The sequence below is a fragment of the Streptomyces sp. NPDC060031 genome (assembly GCF_042736805.1).
Classification (GTDB): Bacteria; Actinomycetota; Actinomycetes; order Streptomycetales; family Streptomycetaceae; genus Streptomyces.
On the sequence record NZ_JBHWVM010000033.1, the window covers coordinates 55120 to 77150 of the forward strand.

Below are 22031 nucleotides of genomic sequence, written 5' to 3' on the forward strand. Positions count from 1 at the left end.
CCGGGCGGGCGGCCCTACCATTGACAGCACCCTGTCGAGATGACAGCCTGATGTCATAACCGCATGCGCGCATGCGCGCAATACGGGTTGGCGCACGGACCGTGGAGGCGATCCCCATGACCGGAACATCCAGCGAGACGGCGGCGACCGATGGGCCGGCTGCCCGCCGGCAGGTCCACCTCGCGGTCTACGACACTTACGCGGACTGGGAGACGGGCCACACCACCGCGCACCTCACCCAGCGCGGCCACCAGGTCCGTACGGTCAGCGCCTCGGGACCCGGGCAGCCCGTCACCACCATGGGCGGTGTCCGCATCCAGCCCGACCTGGCCCTCGCGGACCTGCGCCCGGAGGATTCCGACCTGCTGATCCTGACGGGCGCGAGCCTGTGGGACACGGGCGACGAGCTGGCGCCGTTCGCGGCCAAGGCGAAGGAGTTCCTGGCGGCCGGAGTCCCGGTCGCGGCGATCTGCGGAGCCACGGCCGGGCTGGCCCGGGCCGGCGTACTGGACGGCCGTACGCACACCAGCGCGGCCCCCTTCTACCTGGCCGGGCAGCCGGGATACGCGGGCGCCGAGCGGTACGTCGAGGCCGACGCGGTCACGGACGGCGACCTGATCACCGCGGGCCCGACGGAACCGGTGGCGTTCGCCCGCGAGGTCTTCGCCCGGCTGTCGGTGTACGGGCCGGACGTGCTCGACGCCTGGTACCGCCTGTTCCACGATTCGGACGCGAGCGCGTACCCCGTCCTCGCGGCCGCGTCGGAGTCCGGCGATGCCTGATCTTCCGGCGGAGGGGGTGGAGGGGGGACCGGCGGAGGGATCCGCGGAGGGATCCGCGGAGGGACCGGAGGGGCGGCTCCCCGTACGCGCCCGGCAGGACCTGCTGAGCCGCGCCGCGCTCGGGGTGTTCCGGCTGAACGGCCGCTTCCTGACCGTTTCGGAGGAGCTGGCGCGTCCCGCCGGGCTGACCGCGGCCTGGTGGCAGGTGCTCGGGGCCGTGCTCCGGGAACCGCTCCCCGTCGCCGGGATCGCCCGCGCCATGGGCATCACCCGGCAGAGCGTGCAGCGCAGCGCCGACCTGCTGGCCGCCAAGGGCCTGGCCGAATACGTACCGAACCCCGCGCACCGGCGCGCGAAGCTGCTGCGCCCGACGGACGCCGGACGCGCCGCCATCGCCCGGATCAGCCCGGGCCACGCGGAACTGGCCACCCGCCTCACGGAGGAACTGGGCGAGGAGGCCTTCGCCGAAACCGTCCGCGTCCTGGAACGTCTGGCGGCGGCCCTGGACGCGCTCGGGGAGTAATTTATTGCGAAGTCAATAAGCCTGCAAGCAAAGCTTGTTGCATCGCACAATCCCCGCGCACACTGCGGCACATGGAGCCGTTGAAGGTAGTGGCACACCTGTGGGAGCGCATCGAGGCGCGCGACTGGGACGCAGTGGCCGGGCTCATCGCCGAGGACGCCGTCATCGAATGGCCGGTCAGCGGTGAACGCATCGTGGGCCGCGCCAACTTCATCGCCGTGATCAGCGACGACGACTACGCGGACGAGAGCTCGGTGGAGGTCCTGCGCATCCTCGCGGACGGCGACCTCGTCGTCACCGAGGTGGAGATGCCCGAGGACCACGTCGTCTACCGGGCCGTCTCCCTGTGGACCGTACGGGAGGGCCTGATCGTGGGCGCGCGGGAGTACTGGACCAGCCCCGGCCAGGACCCGGCCCCCCGCTGGCGCGCGGGCTACGTCGAACCCCTCCGCGCGGACTGACCAGCCCACCCCCCTCACCCCGCTCGCCCTCACCCCGCCCACCCTCACTCCGTCCGCAACCGGTCGAGCTCCTCTCCGATCGCGACCCGCAGGGCGTCATGCCGCGGCCCGAGCTGGTGCTCCGGGCTCCTCCAGTACTCCTCCTCGTACAACCAGACGGGTATCCGGACGAGGTCGGCGGGCTCCCAGTCGTAGCGGGGCCAGATGTGGGCGTGGAGGTACGGGTCGGTGTTGCCCAGGATCTCGATGTTCACGCGGCGGAATGCCGGATCGAGGCGTCGGCAGGCCCCTTCGACGGCCTCGGCGAGCCGCTCCATGTCGCTCAAGTACGCGGCCCTGCGCGCCCGGGGCAGGTCCGAGAGCCGCGTCACGGCGGGGTCGTCGGTCAGGAGCAAGCTGTATCCGGGCAGGAACTGCCGGTCCCCGATCACGGCGAAGCCGGCGTCGAGGTGCCGCAGGACGGTGGGGTTCTCGCCCCGGTGCGCGCTTCCGATCCGGTCGCGGCGCCAATCGGTGTCGACCATCCCGGGACCCTAGACGACGGGTCGTGCGGGCAAAACCGACAGGTCTCGTGGCTCCCAAGTAGCCCTCGTCATACCTGAGAGCCAGTGCCAAAGGCGGCTCCGCAGCGGGACGCCGATGACGGGGTCCGATTCCTAATTTCGACACCAGAGAACGCGACGGCCTGACAACAGCCTTCGCAACGGCCCTCTGGATCGAACGAAGGAGTCGGGAAGCCATGACCCGCCGCCCCACCGCCCGTCCCAACGGCCGCCGCGCCGGCGGCCGTCTGCGCCGCACCCTGCTGGCCGGGCTCGTCGCCGCGGCCGTCGTCGTGCCCCTCTCCGCCGCCGCTTCCCCCCATGTACCCGCCCCCGCCCCCGTGGCCTTCACCGAGCAGACCGGCCCCCTCGCCCGGTACGCGGCCAACCGCGCCAACCTCGCCGAGGCCGCGCGCATGGCGCGGGACGCCGGCCGCGACGCCCGGGCCGACAAGCTCCGCGCCATGGAGGCCGACGGCAGTGCCCGGTTCCTCGCCTTCGACGGCCGCGGCAAGGGCCGCGTCACGGCGGTGTTCGGTGATCTGGAGACCGCCGACCGCATCGCCGTCCTGGTGCCCGGCTCGGACACGACCCTGGACACCTACGAAAGGTTCCGTGCCGGGGCCGTCGCCCTGCAGCAGCGCCTCCAGGCCGAGCACCCCCGCTCCGCCGTGGTCGCCTGGCTCGGGTACGACACCCCCGGCACGGTCAGCACGACCGTCCTGACGGCTGGCCGCGCGCAGGACGCCGCGGCCGAACTGGTCCCGCTCCTCGACGGGTTGCGGCGGATGACCGCCCCGGAGGCCCACCTCTCGCTGCTGTGCCACTCCTACGGATCCGTGGTCTGCGCCCGGACCCCGACCGGCCCCCAAGTCACCGACGTGGCCCTGTTCGGCAGCCCGGGCACGGGCGTCGACTCCGCCGCCGACCTGCCGACGAGCGCCCGGGTGTGGGCCGCGCGGGGCAGCGGCGACTGGATAGGCGGCGTCCCTCATGTACGGCTCGCCGGGCTCGGCTTCGCCGCCGACCCCGTGGACCCCGCCTTCGGCGCCCGGCCCTTCTCGGCCGGATCCGCCGGCCACAGCGACTACCTCAAGCCCGGCACCGAGTCCCTCGACAGCCTGGCCCGGATCGTCCTCGGTCCACCGACCGGCCCCGCTGCCGCACCTCCCGCCGCGCCCGCCGCCCCCACCGCCGCCCTGGAGGCGTCCCGTGTCTGAGCTCCGAGCCCGCTGGTCCGCCCTCGCGGACCGCATCGACGCCGGGACCCCTGCCACCCGGGACCGCTCCGTGGACGCCCTGCGCGCCTTCGCGATACTCGGCGTGGTGCTGGGCCACTGGCTGGTCACCGCACTGACCACCGCCGACGGCGGCTTGAGGACCACCAGTCCGCTCGCCCACATGAGCGAACTGGCCCCGGTCTCCTGGGTGTTCCAGACCCTGGCCGTCTTCTTCCTGGTCGGCGGCCACGTCGGCGCCCAGGGTTACGCATCGGCGCGCTCGCGCGGCGTCCCGTACGGCACATGGGTCGCCCGGCGGCTGGGCCGGCTGTTCCGGCCGGTGGCCGCGGTGCTGGTCCTCTGGGCCGTGGCATCGGCCGGGCTGCTGCTCGGCGGGGTGGAGCCGGACACCATCCGGACGCTGCTCAAGCTGGTGCTCTCCCCGCTGTGGTTCCTCCTCGTCTTCGCCGCGCTCACCGCCGCGACCCCGCTCGTGTCCCGGCTGGGCCCGGTGTGGCCGCTGGCCGTCGTGGCCGCCGTCGATGTCTGGCGGTTCGCCTTCGGCGGGCCCGAGTGGATCGGCTGGGTCAATGTGGCCGCCGGCTGGCTCGTCCCCTACACCCTCGGGGCCGCCTGGTCCCGAGGGGCGTTCGCCCGGCGCGCCCCGGCCCCGCTCCTGCTGGGCGGCGGCGTGGTGGCCACGGCCGCGCTGATCCTCTGGGGCGGGTATCCGGCGTCCATGGTCGGGGTGCCCGGGGCCGCCCTCTCGAACCTGAACCCGCCGACCCTCGCCGCCGTCACCTTCGGCCTGGCCCAGTGCGGCCTGGCCCTGCTGCTCCGCGAGCCGCTGGCCCGCGCGATGCGCCGGCCGCGGGCCTGGGCGAAGGTGGCCCTGGTGAACCTGTCCGCCATGACGATCTTCCTCTGGCACCAGACCGCCATGATGGCCGTCACCGCCCTCGGGCTGCTGGTCTCCACCGACCTGCCGGGACTGCACACCGTGCCCGGCTCCGCGGGGTGGATAGCCGCCCGGCTGCTGTGGCTGCCCGCGTTCGCGGCCGCGCTGGCGATCTGCTGGGCCGCGTTCCGCACGTACGAACAGGGCGCCCGTCCCCGGCCCGCACGGACCCCCCGCCCGGCCGGCACCGGCCGCACCACCCGCAGCGTGCCGATACCCCGCACCGTCCGCCTCCGGCCCACAGCGGTGAAGGAAGCCGGGCATGCCTAGGCTGGCGGACGTGACCGAGCAGCGCGCCCCCCTGGCCGAAGCCCCGCCCTCCGCCGCCGAAGGCGGCGCCCAAGGGCGGCAGGTGGTCCGGGCGTTGTTCACCCTGCGCTCGGACCCGCTGCCCCGGATGTCCCGGCCGCGCTGGCTGGCCCGGCTGCCGCACGTGCTCATCGGCTACCTCGCGGCCTTCTTCGCCTTCCTCAACGCGGAACAGATCGGCGACCACTACCAAGTCTTCGGCAGCCTCCTGGTCGCCACCTCGGCCCTGACGGGCGTGTCCATCCTGCTGGCGATGTTCCGGCCGATTCCCGCCTGGTGGCTCGGCCTGCTGACGGCCGGCCTGACCGCCTGGTCGATCCACGACCACGTGGGCCAGGGCCAGACCTGGCCCTGGCTGCCCAGCGGGATCTTCGCGTTCGCGCCACTGGTGCTGCTCGTCGCGCTGCGGGTGCCGCCCCGGGTGACGATCGCCGTCGTCGGCATCTCGGTCGCCTGCACCGCCCTGGCCGAGGGCCTCTTCAAACCGGAGCACAGCCAGAGCAGCATCATCGGCGCGACGCTCCTCTTCGGCTTCGTGGCCCTCCTCGGGTACGCGCTGCGCGCACTGCGCCTGGCGCGCGGCGAGCTCGTCGAGCAGGAGACCCTCACCGAGGAGGAGCGGGCCCGCCGCACCCTGCTCGAGGAGCGCAGCCGCATCGCCCGCGAACTCCACGACGTCGTCGCCCACCACATGTCGGTGATCTCCATCCAGGCGCAGGTCGCCCCGCACCTGGTGGAGAACCCTTCCGAGGAGCTCAAGGAGAATCTGGCCGGCATCCGGGAGAACGCGCTGGAGGCCCTGACCGAGCTGCGCCGCGTCCTGGGCGTGCTGCGCTCCGAGGACCCGGACGACCCGGCCGCTCCCCACCATCCGCAGCCGACCCTCGCGGAGTTGGACGGCCTCGTGGACAACGTCCGGGGCGCCGGCCTGGAGGTCACCACCGAGTTCGCGGGCACCCGGCGGCCGCTGACCCCGGGCGTCGAGCTCACCGCGTACCGCATCGTGCAGGAGGCCCTGAGCAACTGCCTGCGCCACGCGCCCGGCTCCCGCGTGGAGGTCGGCGTCGCCTACGGGCCCGGCGAGTTGCACCTGTGCATCGCCAACACCGCGCCGACCAGGCCGGCTCCGCCGTCGCAGGGGGCCGGGCACGGGCTGCTCGGGATGCGCGAGCGGGCAGGCATGCTGGGGGGCGAGCTGGCTGCCGGTCCGCGTCCCGACGGCGGGTACGAGGTGAGCGCCGTACTCCCGATGGGGCCGAGCCCCGCCGCCGACACGAGGAAGAAGGACGCATGAGCGCCCCGACCGATACCGCCGGCCCCATCAAGGTGATGATCGCCGACGACCAGATGATGGTCCGGCAGGGCTTCACCGTGCTCCTCAACGCCCAGCCCGGCATCGAGGTGGTCGGCCAGGCCGTGGACGGCGCGGAGGCCGTGGCGAAGGTTGCCGAGCTGGCCCCGGACGTGGTCCTGATGGACATCCGCATGCCCGGCATGGGCGGCATCGAGGCCACCTCCGTCATCACCTCCGCGCCGGGCTCGGCCGTGAAGGTGCTGGTGCTGACCACCTTCGACCTCGACGAGTACGTGTACGAGGCGCTGCGCGCCGGCGCCTCCGGTTTCCTGCTCAAGGACGCCTCGGCCGACCAGCTCGCCGAGGCGGTGCGCGTGGTCGCGGCCGGGGAGGCCCTGCTCTCGCCGAACATCACGAAGCGGCTGATCACGGAGTTCTCCCGGATGGGAGCCCCGCGGGCGCCCACGAAGTCGCGGATCGACGAGCTGACCGAGCGGGAGACCGAGGTGCTCTCCCTGATCGCCCAGGGCCTGTCCAATGCGGAGATCGCCGAGCACCTGTTCCTGGCCGAGCAGACGGTGAAGACCCACGTCGGCCGGATCCTGGTGAAGCTGGGCCTGCGGGACCGTACCCAGGCCGCGGTGTTCGCGTACGAGACCGGCCTGATCCGCCCGACGGGCTACTGAAGGATCAGGAGTAGTACTTAAGGGGGAGGCGGGGAAATCCCCTTCAGCGGCGACGCGGGTGACGCGGGGCCGCACGTACCTTCGTGTACATGAGCAAGACGACCACCGGGGGGACCACCCGGACACCGGAGATCAAAATGGCGAAGGGACTGTTGCAGTCCCTGCGTCACGACCTCTTCACCGACGCCTTCGCCTACCGCCCGCTGGCGCTGGCGGCGGCCGACGACGCCTTTGCCCGCATGCTCCCCCGGGGGATACGCCACCGCGCCGTGTGGCGCCGCCATGCCGCGGTGGGGGCGGTGGCCGTAGTGATCATGCTCTTCGCGGGCGCCACGCATGAGGGGTACATCAGCGATACGTCCCGGTTCGCGATCGGGCTGCTGGCAGGCGCACCGGTGCTGATGACCCTGTCCCGCCCGATCGCCGCGTACTGGGCGGTCGTGGGAGTGACACTGGCGGCGGCGTTGGGGAGCGGCGGCTGGTCGGAGACCTGGCCCTGGACCCCGGGCACCTTCTTCTCGTACATCGCGGTCATGTTCCTGGTGACCCTGCGCACCGGGCCCCGCGTCGCGGCGTGGATGTGGGTGATCACCGTGGCCTTCGGGGTGAGCACCTCGATCGCCTTCAGCGCCCGCTTCGGCATCGGCGGCCCGGCCCAGCCCACGATGTTCGTCTTCTCCGCCTTCGCGCTGGCCATCGCGGCCAGCATCCAGATCCGCCGCCATGCCGCGGCGGAGGTGACCGCACAGCAGGAGGTCACAGCCGTCGAGCGGGACCGGCGCACTCTGCTGGAGGAGCGGACCACGATCGCCCGCGAGCTGCACGACGTGGTCGCGCACCACATGTCGGTGGTCGCGATCCAGGCCGAGGCCGCGCCGTACCGGGTGAAGAACCCGCCGCCGGAGCTGGAGGCGGCATTCGTCACCATCCGGGAGAACGCGGTGGCGGCCCTGACGGAGCTGCGGCGGGTGCTCGGCGTGGTGCGCTCCGCGGACTACGAGGCGCCGGACGCCCCGCAGCCGACGCTGGCCTCGCTGGACGGGCTGCTGGCCAATGTGCGGGAGGCCGGGCTGAGTGTGGAGAAGACGGTGACGGGCGCGGTGCGGGAGCTGCCGCAGGGCGTGGAGCTGTCGGCGTACCGGATCATCCAGGAGGCCCTGAGCAACACCCTGCGGCACGCGCCGGGCGCGGTGGCCGGGGTGGAGGTGTCGTATGTGCTGGGCGGCCTGGGGATACGCGTCGTCAATGGCGCGGCGACCGGGGATGTGCGCCCCTCTCCGGGGGCGGGGCACGGGATCACCGGGATGCGGGAGCGGGTGGCCATGCTGGAAGGGGATATGACGGCAGGGAAGACGGCGACGGGCGGGTATGAGGTGGCGGTGTTCATACCGGTCGCCAGTCGGCCCCAGCCGGAGCCCGAGCCGGTGGAGGGCAAGGGATGACGATCAGAGTGCTGATCGTCGACGATCAGATGATGGTCCGCGAGGGGTTCTCCGTCCTGCTGAACGCGATGGAGGGCATCGAGGTCGTCGGCGAGGCGGTGGACGGCCGCGAGGCCATCACACAGGTGGCGGCGCTGAAGCCGGATGTGGTGCTGATGGACATCCGGATGCCGGTGATGAACGGCCTGGAGGCGACGCGGGAGATCGTGGCCGCCGACACGGACGCGAAGGTGCTGGTCCTGACGACCTTCGACCTCGACGAGTACGTGTACCAGGCCCTGCGGGCCGGAGCCTCCGGATTCCTGCTCAAGGACGCGTCGGCGCGTCAACTGGCCGACGGGGTGCGGGTGGTCGCGGCCGGGGAGGCCCTGCTGGCCCCCTCGGTGACCAAGCGGCTGATCTCGGAGTTCTCGAAGCTCTCGGAGACCCCGAGGCTCGCGAACCCGGCGGGTGTGGAGGAGTTGACGGAGCGGGAGACGGAGGTGCTGGTACTGATCGCGCAGGGACTGTCCAATGCGGAGATAGCGGACCGCCTGATCGTCGCCGAGTCCACGATCAAGACCCACGTGAGCCGGATCCTGGTCAAGTTGGGCCTGCGCGACCGCACCCAGGCGGCGGTGTACGCGTACGAGACCCGGCTGGTCACTCCGGCCTGATCTCCCAGGCGCAGCACTAGGCTGCCGGGATGGGCTTTGATCCGTGGGATGCCGCGTTCGTCGCCGATCCGTACCCCGCCTACCGGGAGTTGCGGGAGCGGGGGCGGGCCGTGTGGTGTGAGGCCACCGGGCAGTGGCTGGTCCCGCACCACGCCGACGTGAGCGCGCTGCTGCGAGACCGGCGGCTCGGGCGCACGTATCTGCACCGCTTCACCCACGAGGAGTTCGGGCAGCAAGCTCCGCCGGCCGAGCACGAGCCGTTCCACGTGCTCAACGGGACCGGCCTGCTGGACCTGGAGGACCCCGCGCATGCGCGGGTGCGGCGGCTGGTGGCGAAGGCCTTCACCCCGCGCACCGTCGAGCAGCTCGCGCCCGCCGTCGAGCGGCTGGCAGGGGAGCTGGTCGGGCGGCTGGTGTCCGACGGGGGCGGGGATCTGCTCACCGCCGTCGCCGAACCACTGCCCGTCGCGGTGATCGCGGAGCTGCTGGGGGTGCCCGAGGCGGACCGGGAGCTGCTGCGGCCCTGGTCGGCGGACATCTGCGGGATGTTCGAGCTGCGGCCCGACGAGGAGACGGCGCGCAGGGCCGTGCGGGCGAGCGTGGAGTTCAGCGACTACCTGCGCGGGCTGATCGCCGCCCGGCGGGGGCGACCCGGCGGCGATTTGATCTCCGGCATGATCGCCGCCCACGATGAGGGCGGCCGGCTCAGCGAGCAGGAGATGGTCTCCACCTGCGTACTGCTCCTCAACGCCGGGCACGAGGCGACGGTCAACGCCACGGCCAACGGCTGGTGGGCGCTGTTCCGCAATCCGGCGCAGCTGGAGCTGCTGCGCACCTTCCGGGCGGATCCCGAAAAGTTGTCCACAGCTGTGGATGAACTTCTGCGTTACGACACTCCCCTGCAGATGTTCGAGCGCTGGGTCCTGGACGACATCCACATCGGTGACACCGCCATCCCCCGCGGAGCCGAGGTCGCGCTGCTCTTCGGGTCCGCGAACCGGGACCCCGCGCGTTTCGCGGATCCCGACGCCCTGGACCTCGTACGGGCCGACAATCCGCATCTGAGCTTCGGGGCCGGGATCCACTACTGCCTGGGCGCGCCGCTCGCCCGGCGGGAGCTGGTCGCGTCCTTCGGGGCGCTGCTGGCGGACGGGATCCCGCCGCTGCGGCTGGTCCGGGAGCCGCGGTGGCAGGACGGGTACGTCATGCGGGGGCTGCGGGAGCTCGCGGTCGAGTTCTAGCTGGGGCCGGACGGCAAATCATGACATCACGCAATATTGAGATGCGGGGCCATGGGCACGGACATAGGGTCGACGACCGTGGAACCGCTCAGTGAGAAACAGATCCGTTCGTCCTTCGTGAACTGCACCAAGGGCGAGGCGGCACGCCTGCGTTTGCCGCTCGACTTCGCCGAACTGCCCTGGCAGGACCTGGACTTCCTGGGCTGGGTGGACCCCGGCGCACCGCTGCGGGCCCATCTCGTGCTGCCCCGGGAGCAGGGGCCGCTGGGGATCTCCCTGCGCGTGCCCGCCATCAGCCGCACCAGTGCGATGAAGTCGAGCCTGTGCCAGGTCTGCCTGACGGGCCACGCCTCCTCCGGGACCACCCTGCTCGTCGCCCCCCTGGCCGGCGCGGCCGGCCGCGAGGGCAACACGGTCGGCACCTACATCTGCTCGGACCTCGCCTGCCCCCTGTACCTGCGGGGCAAGCGGCAGCCGAAGCTGCGTACGGTGCGGTACGAGGAGTCCCTGACCCTCGACGAGCGCATCGCGCGCATGTCGGGCAACCTGGACGCCTTCGTCGCCAGGGTCATCGCGTCGTGAGCGCCGCGGACTGGATCAGCACGCCCGTCGACGCCGGCCTGCTGCGCGGCGCCCTCGATGTGGAACGCACCGCGCGGGGCGTGCTGCCGCACCGGCTGCCCGCCTGGGCGCGCAAGCAGTTCCCCGATCAGTACCTGGCCATGACGCAGGCCCAGCCCTCCGGTGTGCGCCTCGCCTTCCGCACCCGGGCCACGGCCGTGGAGCTGGACGTGCTCCCCACGAAGACGGTCTACCGGGGCGGCCCGGTCCGCCCGGACGGCGTGTACGACCTGCTCGTGGACGGCCGGCTCAGCGACCGGACGAGCGTGGCCGGCGGCAACCTCCACACCGTCGACATGGCCACCTGGTCGGCGACCACCACGCCCGGCCCGGCCGGCACCGCCCGGTTCGCCGAGCTGCCCGCCGGCCTGAAGAACGTCGAGATCTGGCTCCCGCAGAACGAGATCACCGAGGTGATCGCCCTGCGCACCGATGCCCCGGTCGAGGCCGCGCCGGACCTCGGCCGCCGGGTGTGGCTGCACCACGGCAGTTCGATCAGCCACGGGTCCACCGCCGAGAGCCCGACCGAGACCTGGCCGGCCGTGGCCGCCGTCCGGGCCGGCGTGGAGCTGATCAACCTGGGTTTCGGCGGCAACGCCCTGCTCGACCCGTTCGTGGCGCGCGCCATGCGCGACACCCCCGCGGACCTGATCAGCATCAAGATCGGCATCAACCTGGCCAACACCGACCTGATGCGCCTGCGCGCCTTCGGCCCGGCGGTCCACGGTTTCCTCGACACCATCCGCGAGGGACACCCGACCACGCCGCTGCTGGTGCTCTCCCCCGTCCTCTGCCCCATCCAGGAGGACACCCCGGGCCCCATCGCACCGGACTACGCCGACGGAAAGCTGAGCTTCCGGGCCACCGGCGACCCCTCGGACCCCGGTCGGCTGACGCTCAACGTCATCCGGGACGCGCTCGCCGCCATCACCGCCGCGCGGGCGGCCGACGACCCGAACCTGCACTACCTCGACGGCCGCTCGCTCTACGGCGAAGCGGACTTCGCCGAACTGCCGCTGCCCGACGCGCTCCACCCGGATCCCGCCGGCCACCGCCGCATCGGCGAGCGCTTCGCCGAGCAGGCCTTCGGCGCCGCCGGCCCGTTCGCCGCCACCGCAGGCTGAGCCCGGCTCCCGCCGGGACCGGCGCGGCCGGCCTCGGCGCCGGCTCCCCGGCGGGCGCCCGGATGACGTTGAGCGTCAGCCGACCGGGGGCAGCGGCAGCCCGGGCGGCCCGGGTCACGGTCGATCGGCGTGCTGTCCGGATCGAGCACCGGCGCCGGCACCGGCACCAGCAGCCCCTCGCGCCGCCACTCCCCCAGCTCCGCCGCCAGCACCGGGGCCGACGGAGGCGGAGGCGGAGCCGGAGGCGACGGCGGACCGCTCACCGCTGGTGCGGCAGCGTCAGGGCCCACGCCCCCGGCCGCAGGGTCCACGTGCGCCGCCGGACCGGGCCGGTGACCGCCGCGTCGGCGCGGTAGCGGAAGTCCGCGCCCGAGACCGTCACGGCGGTGGCCCGCGTACGGACCACCGAGCCGGGGCCCGTGCCCATCCGGACGACCACCTCGGCGAGGCCGTCGCCCTCCCGCGGCGTCACGGACACGTCCTCCACCAGCCGGTCCACGTCCGCGATCACCACCCCGTCGGCCTCCACGCGCAGCCGGTGCCCCACTCCCGGGGGCCCGGACCCGTCCGGGCCCTCCCCCACCGGCGGCCGCACGAGGGTGCGGACCAGCGAGCGGTACGCGCTCCAGACCGAGGGCCCCGCCGGACGGGGTACCGCCCGGACGGGTGGAATGCTGAGCCCGCCCAGCACCACCCCGTCGCTGTCGTCGACCAGCAGGTCCCGCGTGCCGACGGTGCCGTCCAGGACCGCCCGCGCGGCCGACACGGCCGACAACGGCACCCCCAGCAGCCTCGCCAGCATCAGCGACCCCGGCTGCCCCACGGGGATCAGCGAAACGGCCCCGTCGGACAGCGCCCGCTCCCGGTACAGCAGCCCCACGGCCCGTACGAGCGCCCGGTCGTCGCCCACGATCACCGGCTGCCGATGACCCCGGCGGGCCAGGGCCCGCGCAAACTCCTCCTGTGAATCCGGGAGGCAGATTTTCGCCGCAGCTCCGGCTGACAACACATCTTTCGCGATCCGCACGGACTCGCCGTCAAGACGGCGGGCGACCGGGTCGACGAGCACGAGCAGGCCGCCTACCGGCGCGCCCGCATGGCTCATGGTGGGCTCTGGAGCCGACACCTCGGTCCTTCCTCGGGTAGCATCTTTGTGCAAGAGGCCCTTGCGCTATTGCGCCAGGGCCTTCGTCTATTCCGGGGTACCGGTCCGACGGCTCAGCCTGCGGTGTACATCGTCGTACGCCCCCTGACCTTGGACATGCCCCATCCGGAAGAGGTGTACGCCTGTGCCCGCTCTTGTGCTGCTCGGAGCTCAGTGGGGTGACGAGGGCAAGGGAAAGGCCACCGACCTGCTCGGTGGATCCGTTGACTATGTGGTGCGCTACCAGGGCGGCAACAACGCCGGCCACACGGTCGTCGTAGGCGACCAGAAGTACGCACTGCACCTTCTCCCCTCCGGCATCCTCTCCCCCGGATGCACCCCGGTCATCGGCAACGGTGTCGTCGTCGACCCGGCCGTCCTGCTCTCCGAGCTGCGCGGCCTGAACGAGCGCGGCATCGATACCTCCAAGCTGCTCATCAGCGGCAACGCGCACCTGATCACGCCGTACAACGTCACCCTCGACAAGGTCGGCGAGCGCTTCCTCGGCAAGCGCAAGATCGGTACGACCGGCCGCGGCATCGGCCCGACCTACGCGGACAAGATCAACCGCATCGGCATCCGGGTCCAGGACCTCTACGACGAGTCGATCCTCATCCAGAAGGTCGAAGCGGCGCTGGAGGGCAAGAACCAGCTCCTCGCGAAGCTGTACAACCGCCGCGCGATCGAGGCCTCCGCGATCGTCGAGGAGATGCTCCAGTACGCGGACCAGATCAAGGGTTACGTCGCCGACACCACCCTGATCCTCAACGACGCGCTGGACGAGGACAAGGTCGTGCTCTTCGAGGGCGGCCAGGGCACCCTGCTCGACGTCGACCACGGCACGTACCCCTTCGTCACCTCCTCGAACCCGACCGCGGGCGGCGCCTGCACGGGTACGGGTGTCGGCCCGACGAAGATCAGCCGCGTCATCGGCATCCTCAAGGCCTACACCACGCGTGTGGGTGCGGGTCCGTTCCCGACCGAGCTGTTCGACGAGGACGGCGAGGCCCTGCGCCGCATCGGCGGCGAGCGCGGCGTGACCACCGGACGCGACCGCCGCTGCGGCTGGTTCGACGCCCCGATCGCGCGCTACGCGACCCGCGTGAACGGCCTGACGGACTTCTTCCTCACCAAGCTGGACGTGCTGACCGGCTGGGAGGAGATCCCGGTCTGCGTCGCGTACGAGATCGACGGCAAGCGCGTCGAGGAGCTCCCGTACTCGCAGACCGACTTCCACCACGCGAAGCCGATCTACGAAACCCTCCCCGGCTGGTCCGAGGACATCACCAAGGCCAAGACCTTCGCGGACCTCCCGAAGAACGCCCAGGCGTACGTCAAGGCCCTTGAGGAGATGTCGGGCGCCCCGATCTCCGCGATCGGCGTCGGCCCCGGCCGCACCGAGACGATCGAGATCAACTCGTTCCTGTAGGCCTAGGCCTCGCCCACAGGCCGCCCGAAGGGGGCGGGACGCACCGAGCGTCCCGCCCCCTTCGGCGTCACATCCCGACGAGCTTGACCCGGTCGCCGCAGAGCACTGTCATGTCCTCCACGTCCGAGGTCAGCATGACCACCGGTCCGGGCTGGCGCAGCGCCAACTCGGCGACCGTGGCATCGATCGCGCACTTGTGGCCGTGCAGGCCGGCGGTTTTGAGGAGCCGCGCTGCGGATCTGGCCGTCTGCTCGGTGACGGGTTCGATCCTGACCCGGGACAGGGCCCAGTCCAGCTTGCACGCGCGAGAGCAGGCATATGCCGATGCTTCGCCTGAAGGAGCGAGGCGGGGGCGGCCGGCTGACCGCCGTCCGGGGTCATGCCTGCTGGAGGAAGTGGGTGAGGGTGGCTACGTACTCATCGGGGTGGGTGACGTGCGGGATGTGGCCCGCGCCTTCGATCGTTTGGCGGTGGGCCTGGGGGAGGGCTTCGGCCAGGCGGTCGAGGATCCTCGTGAACCAAGCCGGGCTGTCGGTGCCTTGGCTCAGGAGGACCGGGGCGGTGCAGCGGGAGAGGGCCGTGAGGTCGAGCGTGGACCAGTCGGGGTCGGACTGTTCGTCCAGCCAGGTGAGGGCGTTGTCCACGAGCTTCTCGCGGAGCTGGGCGGGGAGCCCGTCCCACGTGCCGGGGCCCATCGCGACCTGTTCGACGAAGAGACGAGCGCCCGCTTCGTGCTCGCCCTCGCGGAGGTGGTCGAGGACAGCGGCGATCGAGGCCTGCGTCGGAGCCAGTTCCCGCATCGCGGCCGGGTCGTCGGCCACGAGCGAGACGAGCGGGGGCTCGTGGACCATGATGCTGCGCAGCAGCTCGGGGCGGCGGGCGGCCAGGCCGAGCGCGATGATGCCGCCGAAGGAGTTGCCCGCCACGTGCGCCGGTGCGGGGCCGAGCTGCTCGATCAGGGCGGCCAGGTCGTCCTCGTCCTGCCGGCGCGTGCCCTGGCCCGCCCCCGCTTCGCTCCGACCGTGACCACGGCGGTCATAGCTGACCACCCGGAACGACGCCCGGAAATCGGCCTCGATCGCCGGCTGCCACGACGTGTGGTCGTTCCAGGATCCGTGGACGAGGACGAGCGGATCGCCCTCGCCGGTGACCTCGTAGTAGAGATTCAGGCCTGCGCGCATGAACGGCATGCCCTGACTCCTACCAGCGCGGACCTACTGCTTAACGGGCCGATAGGTGCATACGTTGGCGCCGGCGGGACTGGTGACCGTGGAGACCAGTTCGAGCGTACGGAGGCCACCGTCGGCCGGGAAGATCGACTTGCCGCCTCCCAGGAGCACCGGCATGACGATGAGCCGGAGCTCGTCGACCAGCCCCTCGGCCAGGAGGGTGCGCGCGAGCGTGGGGCTGCCCATGACCAGCAGGTCACCGCCGTCCCGCCCGTGCAGCTCCCGGATCCCGTCCAGGGTGACGAGTGTGCTGTTGTTCCAGTTCAGATCCGTCAGCGTCTCGGACACGACGTACTTGGGGATCTCGTTCATCCGGTCCGCGAACGGGTCACCCGCCCGCCCGGGCCAGGCCGCCGCCATGGTCTGCCACGTCCGCCGCCCGAACAGCAGCGCCTCGGCCTTCGAGGTGGCGTCGGCGAAAGCGCCGCCCACCACCTCCGGATCGAAGAACGGGTGCGACCACCCACCGTGCGCGAAGCCCCCGTCCGTGTCCTCCTCGGCCCCGCCCGGCGCCTGTACGACGCCGTCCAGGCTCATGAACTCACTGATGACGATGCGCACGGGTCTCCTCGTTTCGTTTCACGTCTGCCGTTCCGGTGTTCCGGTGTTGAGACCGTCGCTCCGCCGAAAACTCATCGCTGCGCCGAGCATCACTTCCCGGTCCCGTCCGGGGCCTCCACCGCCAGCTGTTCCGCCACGGTGAAACGGCAGAGGTACTGCCGGTACCGCCCGTCCAGGACCAGCAGGAACCCGTCGCTCTGCCGGTAGAGGGCGCGGCGCCGGGCCTTGTGGGGGTGCTTGGGCACGTACCGCTCGGCCTTTGCCTGGAGGGCCGCCAGGGCGTCTTCGCGGGTGCCGCTGGTGTGTCCGAGGATGTCGACCGACCAGGTCAGGTCCGAGCCGGAGCCGGAGTTCTGCTCGACGATCAGCCCCCACCAGGTCACGGCCGCCCCGCCCATCCGGCGAACTCGGCCCACGCCGTTGCCGTGACGGCGAAGCTGGGCCCGAGGTTCTTGGAGTCCCGCACGTGCACGGCGGTCGCGCACTCCGCCACCTCGACGCAGTTCCCGCCGCCGTCGTCGCTGTAGCTCGACTTCCGCCAGCCGCGGGCGACCTCGACGCAGTTCCCGCCGCCGCTGTCGCTGTAGCTCGACTTGAACCACCGCAGGGTGCTGGTGCTCATTTCCGTTCTCCCGCCAACCGCTCGATGAGACCCAGGGATTCATCGGGGCTCAGTGCCTGTGCGCGGATCTTCGCATACCGCTGGAACAGCCTGGAGACCTTGGCCCGGTTGCTGATGAGGATGCTCTCGTCCTCGATCTCCAGGTAGACCACGCGCTCGTGGTCCTTGGTCTCCACCAGCTTCATCGGGCCGCGGTCGCCCGCATAGCTGCCCTTCAGGCCGCGGTCCTTGGGCAGCACCTGCACGGTCACGTTGTCGCGCTGGGCGTCCTTGGCGAGCGAGAGCAGCTGCTCGCGCATGACCTCCCGGTCCCCGAAGGGGCGGGTCAGGACCCCCTCTTCGAGGATCAGCTCGATCATCGCCGTCGGATCGCGGTCGAAGAGCTTCTTGCGGGCCAGTCGCGCCTCGACCAGTTCTTCCGCCTTGGCCTCCGAGACCGGTGGATAGCCGCCCCCGATCAGCGCCCGCGCGTACTCCTCCGTCTGGAAGAGCCCGTCCACGACCAAGGTCTCGTACGACGAGATCGTGTGCGCCAACGCCTCCATCTGCGAAAAGCTCCGGAACCGCACCGGGTACTTCTCCATCAGCACGTACTTGCGCGCCACCTCGAAGATCTTGCGCCTGTCCCCGATCGCCGTCTCCAGCCGCTCCAGCATCACGTCGCTCGCCGGTTGCGCCCCGGTCTCCATGGCGCTGATGGCCGAGCCCGTGTACCCGATGAGCACCCCCAGTTCCTCCTGGGTCAGGCCCTTCTCCAGTCGCAGGATGCGGGCGATCTCCGCGATCAAGGACGTCGCATGGCGGTCGTCCTCGTCCCGTTCCTTGTCCTTGTTGCCGTCTGCCTTGGCCAATGCGAACACCCCCGAACTCAAACGAACTCAAACGGTCTCCACCGCATGGCGGCGCTATCCCAGAGTTCTGAGCCCTCAAGTCCGGGATATGGAAAACGCTAGACCTCACCCATCAAGCTGGACGCATGAACACGGAAAGTCACTCCCCCGTCACGCCCAACTCCCCCGTCCCCAGCTGGATTCCGGCCGCCGGCATCGGAATCCGCAAGGCAGGAGTGCAATTTGACGCTCTACGCGTGGACGGTGACATGGGACGGGATCTCGCCGATCTGCTCGTCACGCTCACTGGCGGTGACCCCGGGCCGATCGTGGTCCAGAGCAACGGGCGGCGGCCCGTCTACTTCCTGATCCCCGTCGGCAGCGCCGCGTACCGCGTCTGGCCGCCCGGGTTCACCCGGCTCGCCTCCGGGCCCCGCCGCACCACCTACATCCCCGTACCCGAACTGGAAGGCTCATGGCCGCTCGCCTGGCGGTGCCGGCCGACCGCGGAGGACCGCTTCGTGCACGCGCTGCTCCTGTACCGGGCCGCCGGGCTCTACCAGGCGAGTTGCGAGATCTCCTCCGCGACCACCGCGCAGGCGTCCGCCGCGGGGTCGATCAGGGGGAAGTGACCGATCCCGTCCAGCAGCGTCAGCCCGACCATCTCCCCCGCCTGCGCGGCCGCCGCCACGTACGACTCCGCCACCGCGTGCGGGACCACGATGTCCTCCCGGCCCTGCACCACCGCCGTGGCGATGCCCGTCGGGAGCAGCGCCGCCGGGTCGGCGTACGGGCGGCGCTCCTCGAAGAACGCACCGCCGCCCAGCAATTGCGCCGACGCCCCGCCGCACACGCCCAACTCCTCCGCGACCCCGAAGTCCGCGATGGGGGCCAGAGCCACCACGCCGCGCAGCAGCGGCGGGGAAGGCAGCCGCCACGGGGACCCGGCCGGCAGTACGTGCCGGGCCGCGGCCCACAGGGCGAGGTGTCCGCCGGCGGAGTGGCCGGTGATCACCACGCGGCGGGAGTCGGCCAGCGGCAGCGCGGCCCCGGCCAGCCCCGGGAGCGCGTCCATCGCCGCGGCGACGTCGTCGAAGGTCTCGGGCCAGCGCCCGGCGATCGGGCCCTCGGCGTTCTGGTGCGGCAGCGAACTACCGCGCCGGTACTCGACATTGGCCACCGCGAAACCCCGGCGGGCCAGGAAGTCCACGAAGGGGGTGATGTGCTGCCGGTCGTACGGAGCGCGCCAGGCGCCCCCGTGCAGGACCACGACCAGCGGGGCCGGCCCGTGGGGCCCGTCACCGCGCGGGGCGTAGAAATCGACGACCTGATCGGGGTGTTCACCGTAGGCCGCCGTCGCGTCGGGGGCGACCGGCGGATGGGAGAAGGCCGAGGCGGCCTCGGCAGCGTCCCGTTCCACTGCGGGGTCCGTCATCGACTCAACCTCTCGGTAACGCGTGGGACAGCAGGGACAGATGTTCCGGTTGTTCCGGTGATCCGGCAGAGCGGGACCGTATCAGGCTGGAACGGGGCGATCCGTGCGGGGTCCGCCATGCACGCGGGCGGGCGGAGCCGCAGCCCCGCCCGCCCGGTGATGTGACGGTTCGCTAGAGAGTCACCCGAAAATGTGACCCAACGTGCGCGCTGCGCGCTCCGCGTCGGCGAAACCGACGTAGAGCGGGGTGAAGCCGAAACGCAGGACGTCGGGGGCGCGGAAGTCCCCGACGACCCCCCGGGAGATGAGCTCCGCCATGACCTCGCGGGCGTTCTCGGTACGCAGCGAGACCTGGCTGGCACGGTGGGCGTGCTCGGCGGGGGTCACCGACTCCACCGCGCCCTCGGGGACGTACGCCGCGACGCACTCCAGGAAGAAGTCCGTCAGCGCGAGGGACTTGGCCCGGACCGCCTCGATGGACACCCCGTCCCAGGCGTCGAGCGCCGACTCCAGGGCGAGCATCGACAGGATGTCCGGGGTGCCGACGCGGCCGCGGGTGGCTCCCGCGGCCGGCGCGTAGTCCGGGGTCATCGCGAAGGGGTCCGCGTGGCCGTTCCAGCCGGGCAGCGGAGAATCGAAGGCCTGCTGGTGGCGGGCGGCGATGTACAGGTACGCGGGCGCGCCGGGGCCGCCGTTGAGGTACTTGTACGTGCACCCGACCGCCAGGTCCACGGCGTGGGCGTCGAGGCCGACGGGGAGCGCGCCGGCGGAATGACACAGGTCCCAGACGGTGATGGCGCCGACGGCGTGGGCCGCGCGGGTGAGGGCGGGCAGGTCGTGCAGGCGGCCGGTGCGGTAGTCGGCGTGGTTGAGGAGCACCACGGCGGTGTCCTCGCCGAGCGCCGCGGGGATGTCCGCCGGGTCGGTGGGGACCACGGTCAGGCCGGTCATCCGGGCCGCGGACCCGGCGATGTAGCCGTCGGTGGGGAAGGTGGCGGCGTCGACCAGCATCCGGGTCCGGCCGGGGCCCGCGAGGCGGGCGGCGCCGACCAGGGCCTTGAAGAGGTTGACGCTGGTGGAGTCGCCGACGACCGTCTGGCCGGGGGCCGCGCCGATGAGCGGCGAGAGTTTGTCGCCGATGCGCTCGGGGGCGGTCCACCAGGTGCCGTCGGACCAGGAGCCGATGAGGCTGGTGCCCCACTCCCGGGTGACGACCTCGGCCAGTCGCTGCGCGACGCCGGTCGGCAGTGCGCCGAGGCTGTTGCCGTCGAGGTAGACGACACCGTCGGGGAGCTGGAAGCGGTCGCGGAGCTTGGCGAGCTCGTCGGTGGCGTCCAGCCGGGCTGCGCGGGCCTGGAGATCCGCTGGGCGGGACCCGCCGGGGGCGGCGTTCGCCGTCGGATCAGACATGGCTGCGGGCCGTCCAGAGTTCCGGGAAGACGTTCTTCGTGGCGCGCTTCTCCAGCCAGGTCACGCCTGCCGAGCCGCCCGTTCCCGTCTTCGCGCCCATCGCACGGCGGGTCGCGGTCAGGTGGTCGTTGCGCCAGCGCCAGACCAGTTCGGCCACGTCCGTGAGGACCTCGCCCAGGCGGTGGAGGTCCGGGTGCCGGTCGGGGTCCGCGTACAGGGCCGTCCAGACGGCCTCGACCTCGGGGGAAGGCTCGTAGCGCTGCGAGAGGTCGCGGCCGAGGACCGACTCGGGGACCGGGAGCTCGCGGCGGGCGAGCAGGCGCAGGACCTCGTCGTAGAGGCTGGGCTCGTGCAGGGCCTTCTCCAGCTCCGCGTGGACGCGGGGGGCGCCGCGGTGCGGGACCAGCATGGAGGCGGACTTCTCGCCGAGCAGGAACTCCATCCGGCGGTACATCGCCGACTGGAAGCCGGAGCCCTCGCCGAGGGCGGCGCGGTAGGAGTTGAACTGGCCCGGGGTGAGCTGGGCGAGGGGGCGCCAGGAGGAGTTGAGGGCTTCCAGCTCCCGGAGGGAACGTTTCAGCGCGTCCATCACGACCGGCAGGTCGTCCTCGCGCAGCGCCTGGGCGGCGGTTTCCCACTCGTGGACGATGACCGTGAACCACAGCTCCATGACCTGGGTCGTCACCAGGAAGACCATCTCGCCCGGGTCGTCCGAGCGCAGGTGCTGGAGGTGGGTCAGGACGTCCGCCTGAACGTAGTCCTCGTACGGGGTGGTGCCGGCGAAGTCGAGGTTCGGGGTGTCCGAACCGCCGTCTCCGGAGGCATCAAGGGCGTGCGACATCGCTGTCTCCTCGACACGTGCTTCCGGGTAGCGGTCCGCTCCTTCCGGTGAGGTGAGTGGAGCTCCGGTCCCCTGTCCGCATCATAAGACCGGGTCGGGTGAAGGCTCCAATAGGGAGTGAGGTAGGTCACATTCCACTTCCGGCCGGACTCCCTGCGGAGCCCGGCCGGAACACCCGCGTACGCGTCAGGCGCCGAGCGCGTCCGCAGCCGTCTGCGAGGAGTCGCGCAGGAAGGTCGAGCAGCGCTCGTACTCCTCCTTCTCGCCGATCTCCCCGGCCGCGCGGGCCAGCGCGTTCAGGGCGCGCAGGAAGCCGCGGTTCGGCTCGTGCTCCCACGGCACCGGGCCGTGGCCCTTCCAGCCGGCGCGGCGCAGGGCGTCGAGGCCGCGGTGGTAGCCCGTACGGGCGTACGCGTACGACTCGACCGTGCGACCGGCGGCGAAGGCCTCGTCGGCCAGGGTCGCCCAGGCGAGGGAGGAGGTGGGGTGCGCGGCCGCCACCTCGACGGCGGGGGTGCCCGCGGCGAGGGCCTCGCGGCCCGGCTCGTCGGGGAGGTGGGTGGGGGCGGGGCCCCCGAGCAGGTTCTGGTGAATGGACATGCGCCCAGTCTGGGGTATCGCGGCCCGGGGACCGCGAGGCGGGCCAGGGGCGCATGCCGAAGGGCCCGGCC

25 protein-coding genes and 1 pseudogene are annotated in these 22031 nt (G+C 72.0%); 14 read left to right on the forward strand and 12 right to left on the reverse strand.

The features are described from left to right. The first annotated feature begins 116 nt into the window (after positions 1-116). From ACFWB8_RS17165 to ACFWB8_RS17175, 3 genes are all read left to right on the forward strand, one after another. Entirely contained in the window at positions 117-782 is a 666-nt protein-coding gene (locus tag ACFWB8_RS17165) for a DJ-1/PfpI family protein (RefSeq protein WP_385226825.1), read from the forward strand. Continuing rightward, positions 775-1305, forward strand: coding sequence for a MarR family winged helix-turn-helix transcriptional regulator (locus ACFWB8_RS17170; RefSeq protein ID WP_385226827.1), 531 nt, complete (start codon positions 775-777; stop codon positions 1303-1305). The genes ACFWB8_RS17165 and ACFWB8_RS17170 overlap by 8 nt, the downstream gene beginning before the upstream one ends. A 71-nt stretch (positions 1306-1376) precedes the next feature. After that, positions 1377-1766 carry a nuclear transport factor 2 family protein gene (locus ACFWB8_RS17175; protein ID WP_385226829.1) on the forward strand — a complete coding sequence of 130 codons (390 nt, stop codon included), beginning with the start codon at positions 1377-1379 and terminating at the stop codon, positions 1764-1766. Positions 1767-1810: 44 nt separating this feature from the next. On the opposite strand, the gene ACFWB8_RS17180 is transcribed toward ACFWB8_RS17175, so the two are convergent. Beyond that, positions 1811-2290 (reverse strand): HIT family protein, encoded by a 480-nt coding sequence (locus tag ACFWB8_RS17180; RefSeq protein WP_385226831.1) that lies wholly within the window; start codon positions 2288-2290, stop codon positions 1811-1813. Between the two features lie 215 nt (positions 2291-2505). On the opposite strand from ACFWB8_RS17180, the gene ACFWB8_RS17185 reads away from it, so the two are divergent. The 9 genes from ACFWB8_RS17185 (at position 2506) to ACFWB8_RS17225 (ending at position 11859) form a co-directional block, all read left to right on the forward strand. After that, positions 2506-3528 (forward strand): alpha/beta hydrolase, encoded by a 1023-nt coding sequence (locus ACFWB8_RS17185; RefSeq protein WP_385226833.1) that lies wholly within the window; start codon positions 2506-2508, stop codon positions 3526-3528. After that, the gene (locus ACFWB8_RS17190; RefSeq protein ID WP_385226835.1) at positions 3521-4756 is read left to right on the forward strand and encodes an acyltransferase; all 1236 of its coding nucleotides are present in this window, start codon (positions 3521-3523) and stop codon (positions 4754-4756) included. The genes ACFWB8_RS17185 and ACFWB8_RS17190 overlap by 8 nt, the downstream gene beginning before the upstream one ends. Beyond that, entirely contained in the window at positions 4749-6089 is a 1341-nt protein-coding gene (locus tag ACFWB8_RS17195; protein WP_385226837.1) for a histidine kinase, read from the forward strand. The genes ACFWB8_RS17190 and ACFWB8_RS17195 overlap by 8 nt, the downstream gene beginning before the upstream one ends. Next, positions 6086-6775: a response regulator gene (locus tag ACFWB8_RS17200; protein WP_385226839.1), complete on the forward strand. Its 690-nt coding sequence runs from the start codon at positions 6086-6088 to the stop codon at positions 6773-6775. Before ACFWB8_RS17195 ends, ACFWB8_RS17200 begins: the two co-directional genes overlap by 4 nt. Before the next feature lie 89 nt (positions 6776-6864). Then, entirely contained in the window at positions 6865-8217 is a 1353-nt protein-coding gene (locus tag ACFWB8_RS17205) for a sensor histidine kinase (protein WP_385226841.1), read from the forward strand. Next, positions 8214-8873, forward strand: a complete 660-nt coding sequence (locus tag ACFWB8_RS17210) for a response regulator (protein ID WP_385226843.1) — start codon at positions 8214-8216, stop codon at positions 8871-8873. Before ACFWB8_RS17205 ends, ACFWB8_RS17210 begins: the two co-directional genes overlap by 4 nt. Positions 8874-8902: 29 nt before the next feature. Continuing rightward, complete coding sequence (locus tag ACFWB8_RS17215; protein WP_385226845.1) at positions 8903-10114, forward strand: cytochrome P450; 1212 nt, start codon at positions 8903-8905, stop codon at positions 10112-10114. A 78-nt stretch (positions 10115-10192) separates the two neighbouring features. Next, positions 10193-10696, forward strand: coding sequence for an FBP domain-containing protein (locus ACFWB8_RS17220; RefSeq protein WP_385226876.1), 504 nt, complete (start codon positions 10193-10195; stop codon positions 10694-10696). Beyond that, positions 10693-11859 carry a GDSL-type esterase/lipase family protein gene (locus ACFWB8_RS17225; RefSeq protein ID WP_385226847.1) on the forward strand — a complete coding sequence of 389 codons (1167 nt, stop codon included), beginning with the start codon at positions 10693-10695 and terminating at the stop codon, positions 11857-11859. The genes ACFWB8_RS17220 and ACFWB8_RS17225 overlap by 4 nt, the downstream gene beginning before the upstream one ends. A gap of 259 nt (positions 11860-12118) precedes the next feature. Here ACFWB8_RS17225 and ACFWB8_RS17230 read toward each other — a convergent pair whose 3' ends face one another. After that, positions 12119-12964 carry a diacylglycerol kinase gene (locus tag ACFWB8_RS17230; protein WP_385226878.1) on the reverse strand — a complete coding sequence of 282 codons (846 nt, stop codon included), beginning with the start codon at positions 12962-12964 and terminating at the stop codon, positions 12119-12121. Positions 12965-13148: 184 nt separating this feature from the next. Here ACFWB8_RS17230 and ACFWB8_RS17235 point away from each other — a divergent pair, with 184 nt between their 5' ends. Continuing rightward, positions 13149-14432, forward strand: a complete 1284-nt coding sequence (locus tag ACFWB8_RS17235) for an adenylosuccinate synthase (RefSeq protein WP_385226849.1) — start codon at positions 13149-13151, stop codon at positions 14430-14432. Between the two features lie 67 nt (positions 14433-14499). Here the strand turns inward: ACFWB8_RS17235 and ACFWB8_RS17240 are convergent. From ACFWB8_RS17240 to ACFWB8_RS17265, 6 genes and pseudogenes are all read right to left on the reverse strand, one after another. After that, a pseudogene (locus tag ACFWB8_RS17240) lies at positions 14500-14730 on the reverse strand (DNA-binding protein); the annotation flags it as partial. A 79-nt stretch (positions 14731-14809) separates the two neighbouring features. Then, positions 14810-15622 (reverse strand): alpha/beta fold hydrolase, encoded by an 813-nt coding sequence (locus ACFWB8_RS17245; RefSeq protein WP_385226851.1) that lies wholly within the window; start codon positions 15620-15622, stop codon positions 14810-14812. 24 nt (positions 15623-15646) lie between these two features. Next, complete coding sequence (locus ACFWB8_RS17250) at positions 15647-16222, reverse strand: dihydrofolate reductase family protein (RefSeq protein ID WP_385226853.1); 576 nt, start codon at positions 16220-16222, stop codon at positions 15647-15649. Positions 16223-16311: 89 nt separating this feature from the next. After that, a complete protein-coding gene (locus ACFWB8_RS17255; RefSeq protein ID WP_385226855.1) occupies positions 16312-16638 on the reverse strand; it encodes a hypothetical protein in 327 nt (108 codons plus the stop codon). Further along, positions 16602-16844 carry a DUF397 domain-containing protein gene (locus tag ACFWB8_RS17260; protein WP_385226857.1) on the reverse strand — a complete coding sequence of 81 codons (243 nt, stop codon included), beginning with the start codon at positions 16842-16844 and terminating at the stop codon, positions 16602-16604. The genes ACFWB8_RS17255 and ACFWB8_RS17260 overlap by 37 nt, the downstream gene beginning before the upstream one ends. Next, entirely contained in the window at positions 16841-17695 is an 855-nt protein-coding gene (locus ACFWB8_RS17265; RefSeq protein ID WP_385226859.1) for a helix-turn-helix domain-containing protein, read from the reverse strand. The genes ACFWB8_RS17260 and ACFWB8_RS17265 overlap by 4 nt, the downstream gene beginning before the upstream one ends. Before the next feature lie 125 nt (positions 17696-17820). Here ACFWB8_RS17265 and ACFWB8_RS17270 point away from each other — a divergent pair, with 125 nt between their 5' ends. Next, positions 17821-18306, forward strand: coding sequence for a hypothetical protein (locus ACFWB8_RS17270; RefSeq protein WP_385226861.1), 486 nt, complete (start codon positions 17821-17823; stop codon positions 18304-18306). Here ACFWB8_RS17270 and ACFWB8_RS17275 read toward each other — a convergent pair. The 4 genes from ACFWB8_RS17275 to ACFWB8_RS17290 all read right to left on the reverse strand — a co-directional run bounded on the left by ACFWB8_RS17275 (position 18231) and on the right by ACFWB8_RS17290 (position 21960). Continuing rightward, the gene (locus tag ACFWB8_RS17275; protein WP_385226862.1) at positions 18231-19109 is read right to left on the reverse strand and encodes an alpha/beta hydrolase family protein; all 879 of its coding nucleotides are present in this window, start codon (positions 19107-19109) and stop codon (positions 18231-18233) included. The two genes, ACFWB8_RS17270 and ACFWB8_RS17275, sit on opposite strands and share 76 nt — an antisense overlap. A 180-nt stretch (positions 19110-19289) precedes the next feature. Further along, positions 19290-20519, reverse strand: a complete 1230-nt coding sequence (gene kynU / locus ACFWB8_RS17280; protein ID WP_385226864.1) for a kynureninase — start codon at positions 20517-20519, stop codon at positions 19290-19292. Beyond that, the gene (locus ACFWB8_RS17285) at positions 20512-21360 is read right to left on the reverse strand and encodes a tryptophan 2,3-dioxygenase family protein (protein ID WP_385226866.1); all 849 of its coding nucleotides are present in this window, start codon (positions 21358-21360) and stop codon (positions 20512-20514) included. Before ACFWB8_RS17285 ends, kynU begins: the two co-directional genes overlap by 8 nt. A 186-nt stretch (positions 21361-21546) precedes the next feature. Next, positions 21547-21960 (reverse strand): DUF3151 domain-containing protein, encoded by a 414-nt coding sequence (locus ACFWB8_RS17290; RefSeq protein ID WP_385226868.1) that lies wholly within the window; start codon positions 21958-21960, stop codon positions 21547-21549. Positions 21961-22031 lie beyond the last annotated feature (71 nt).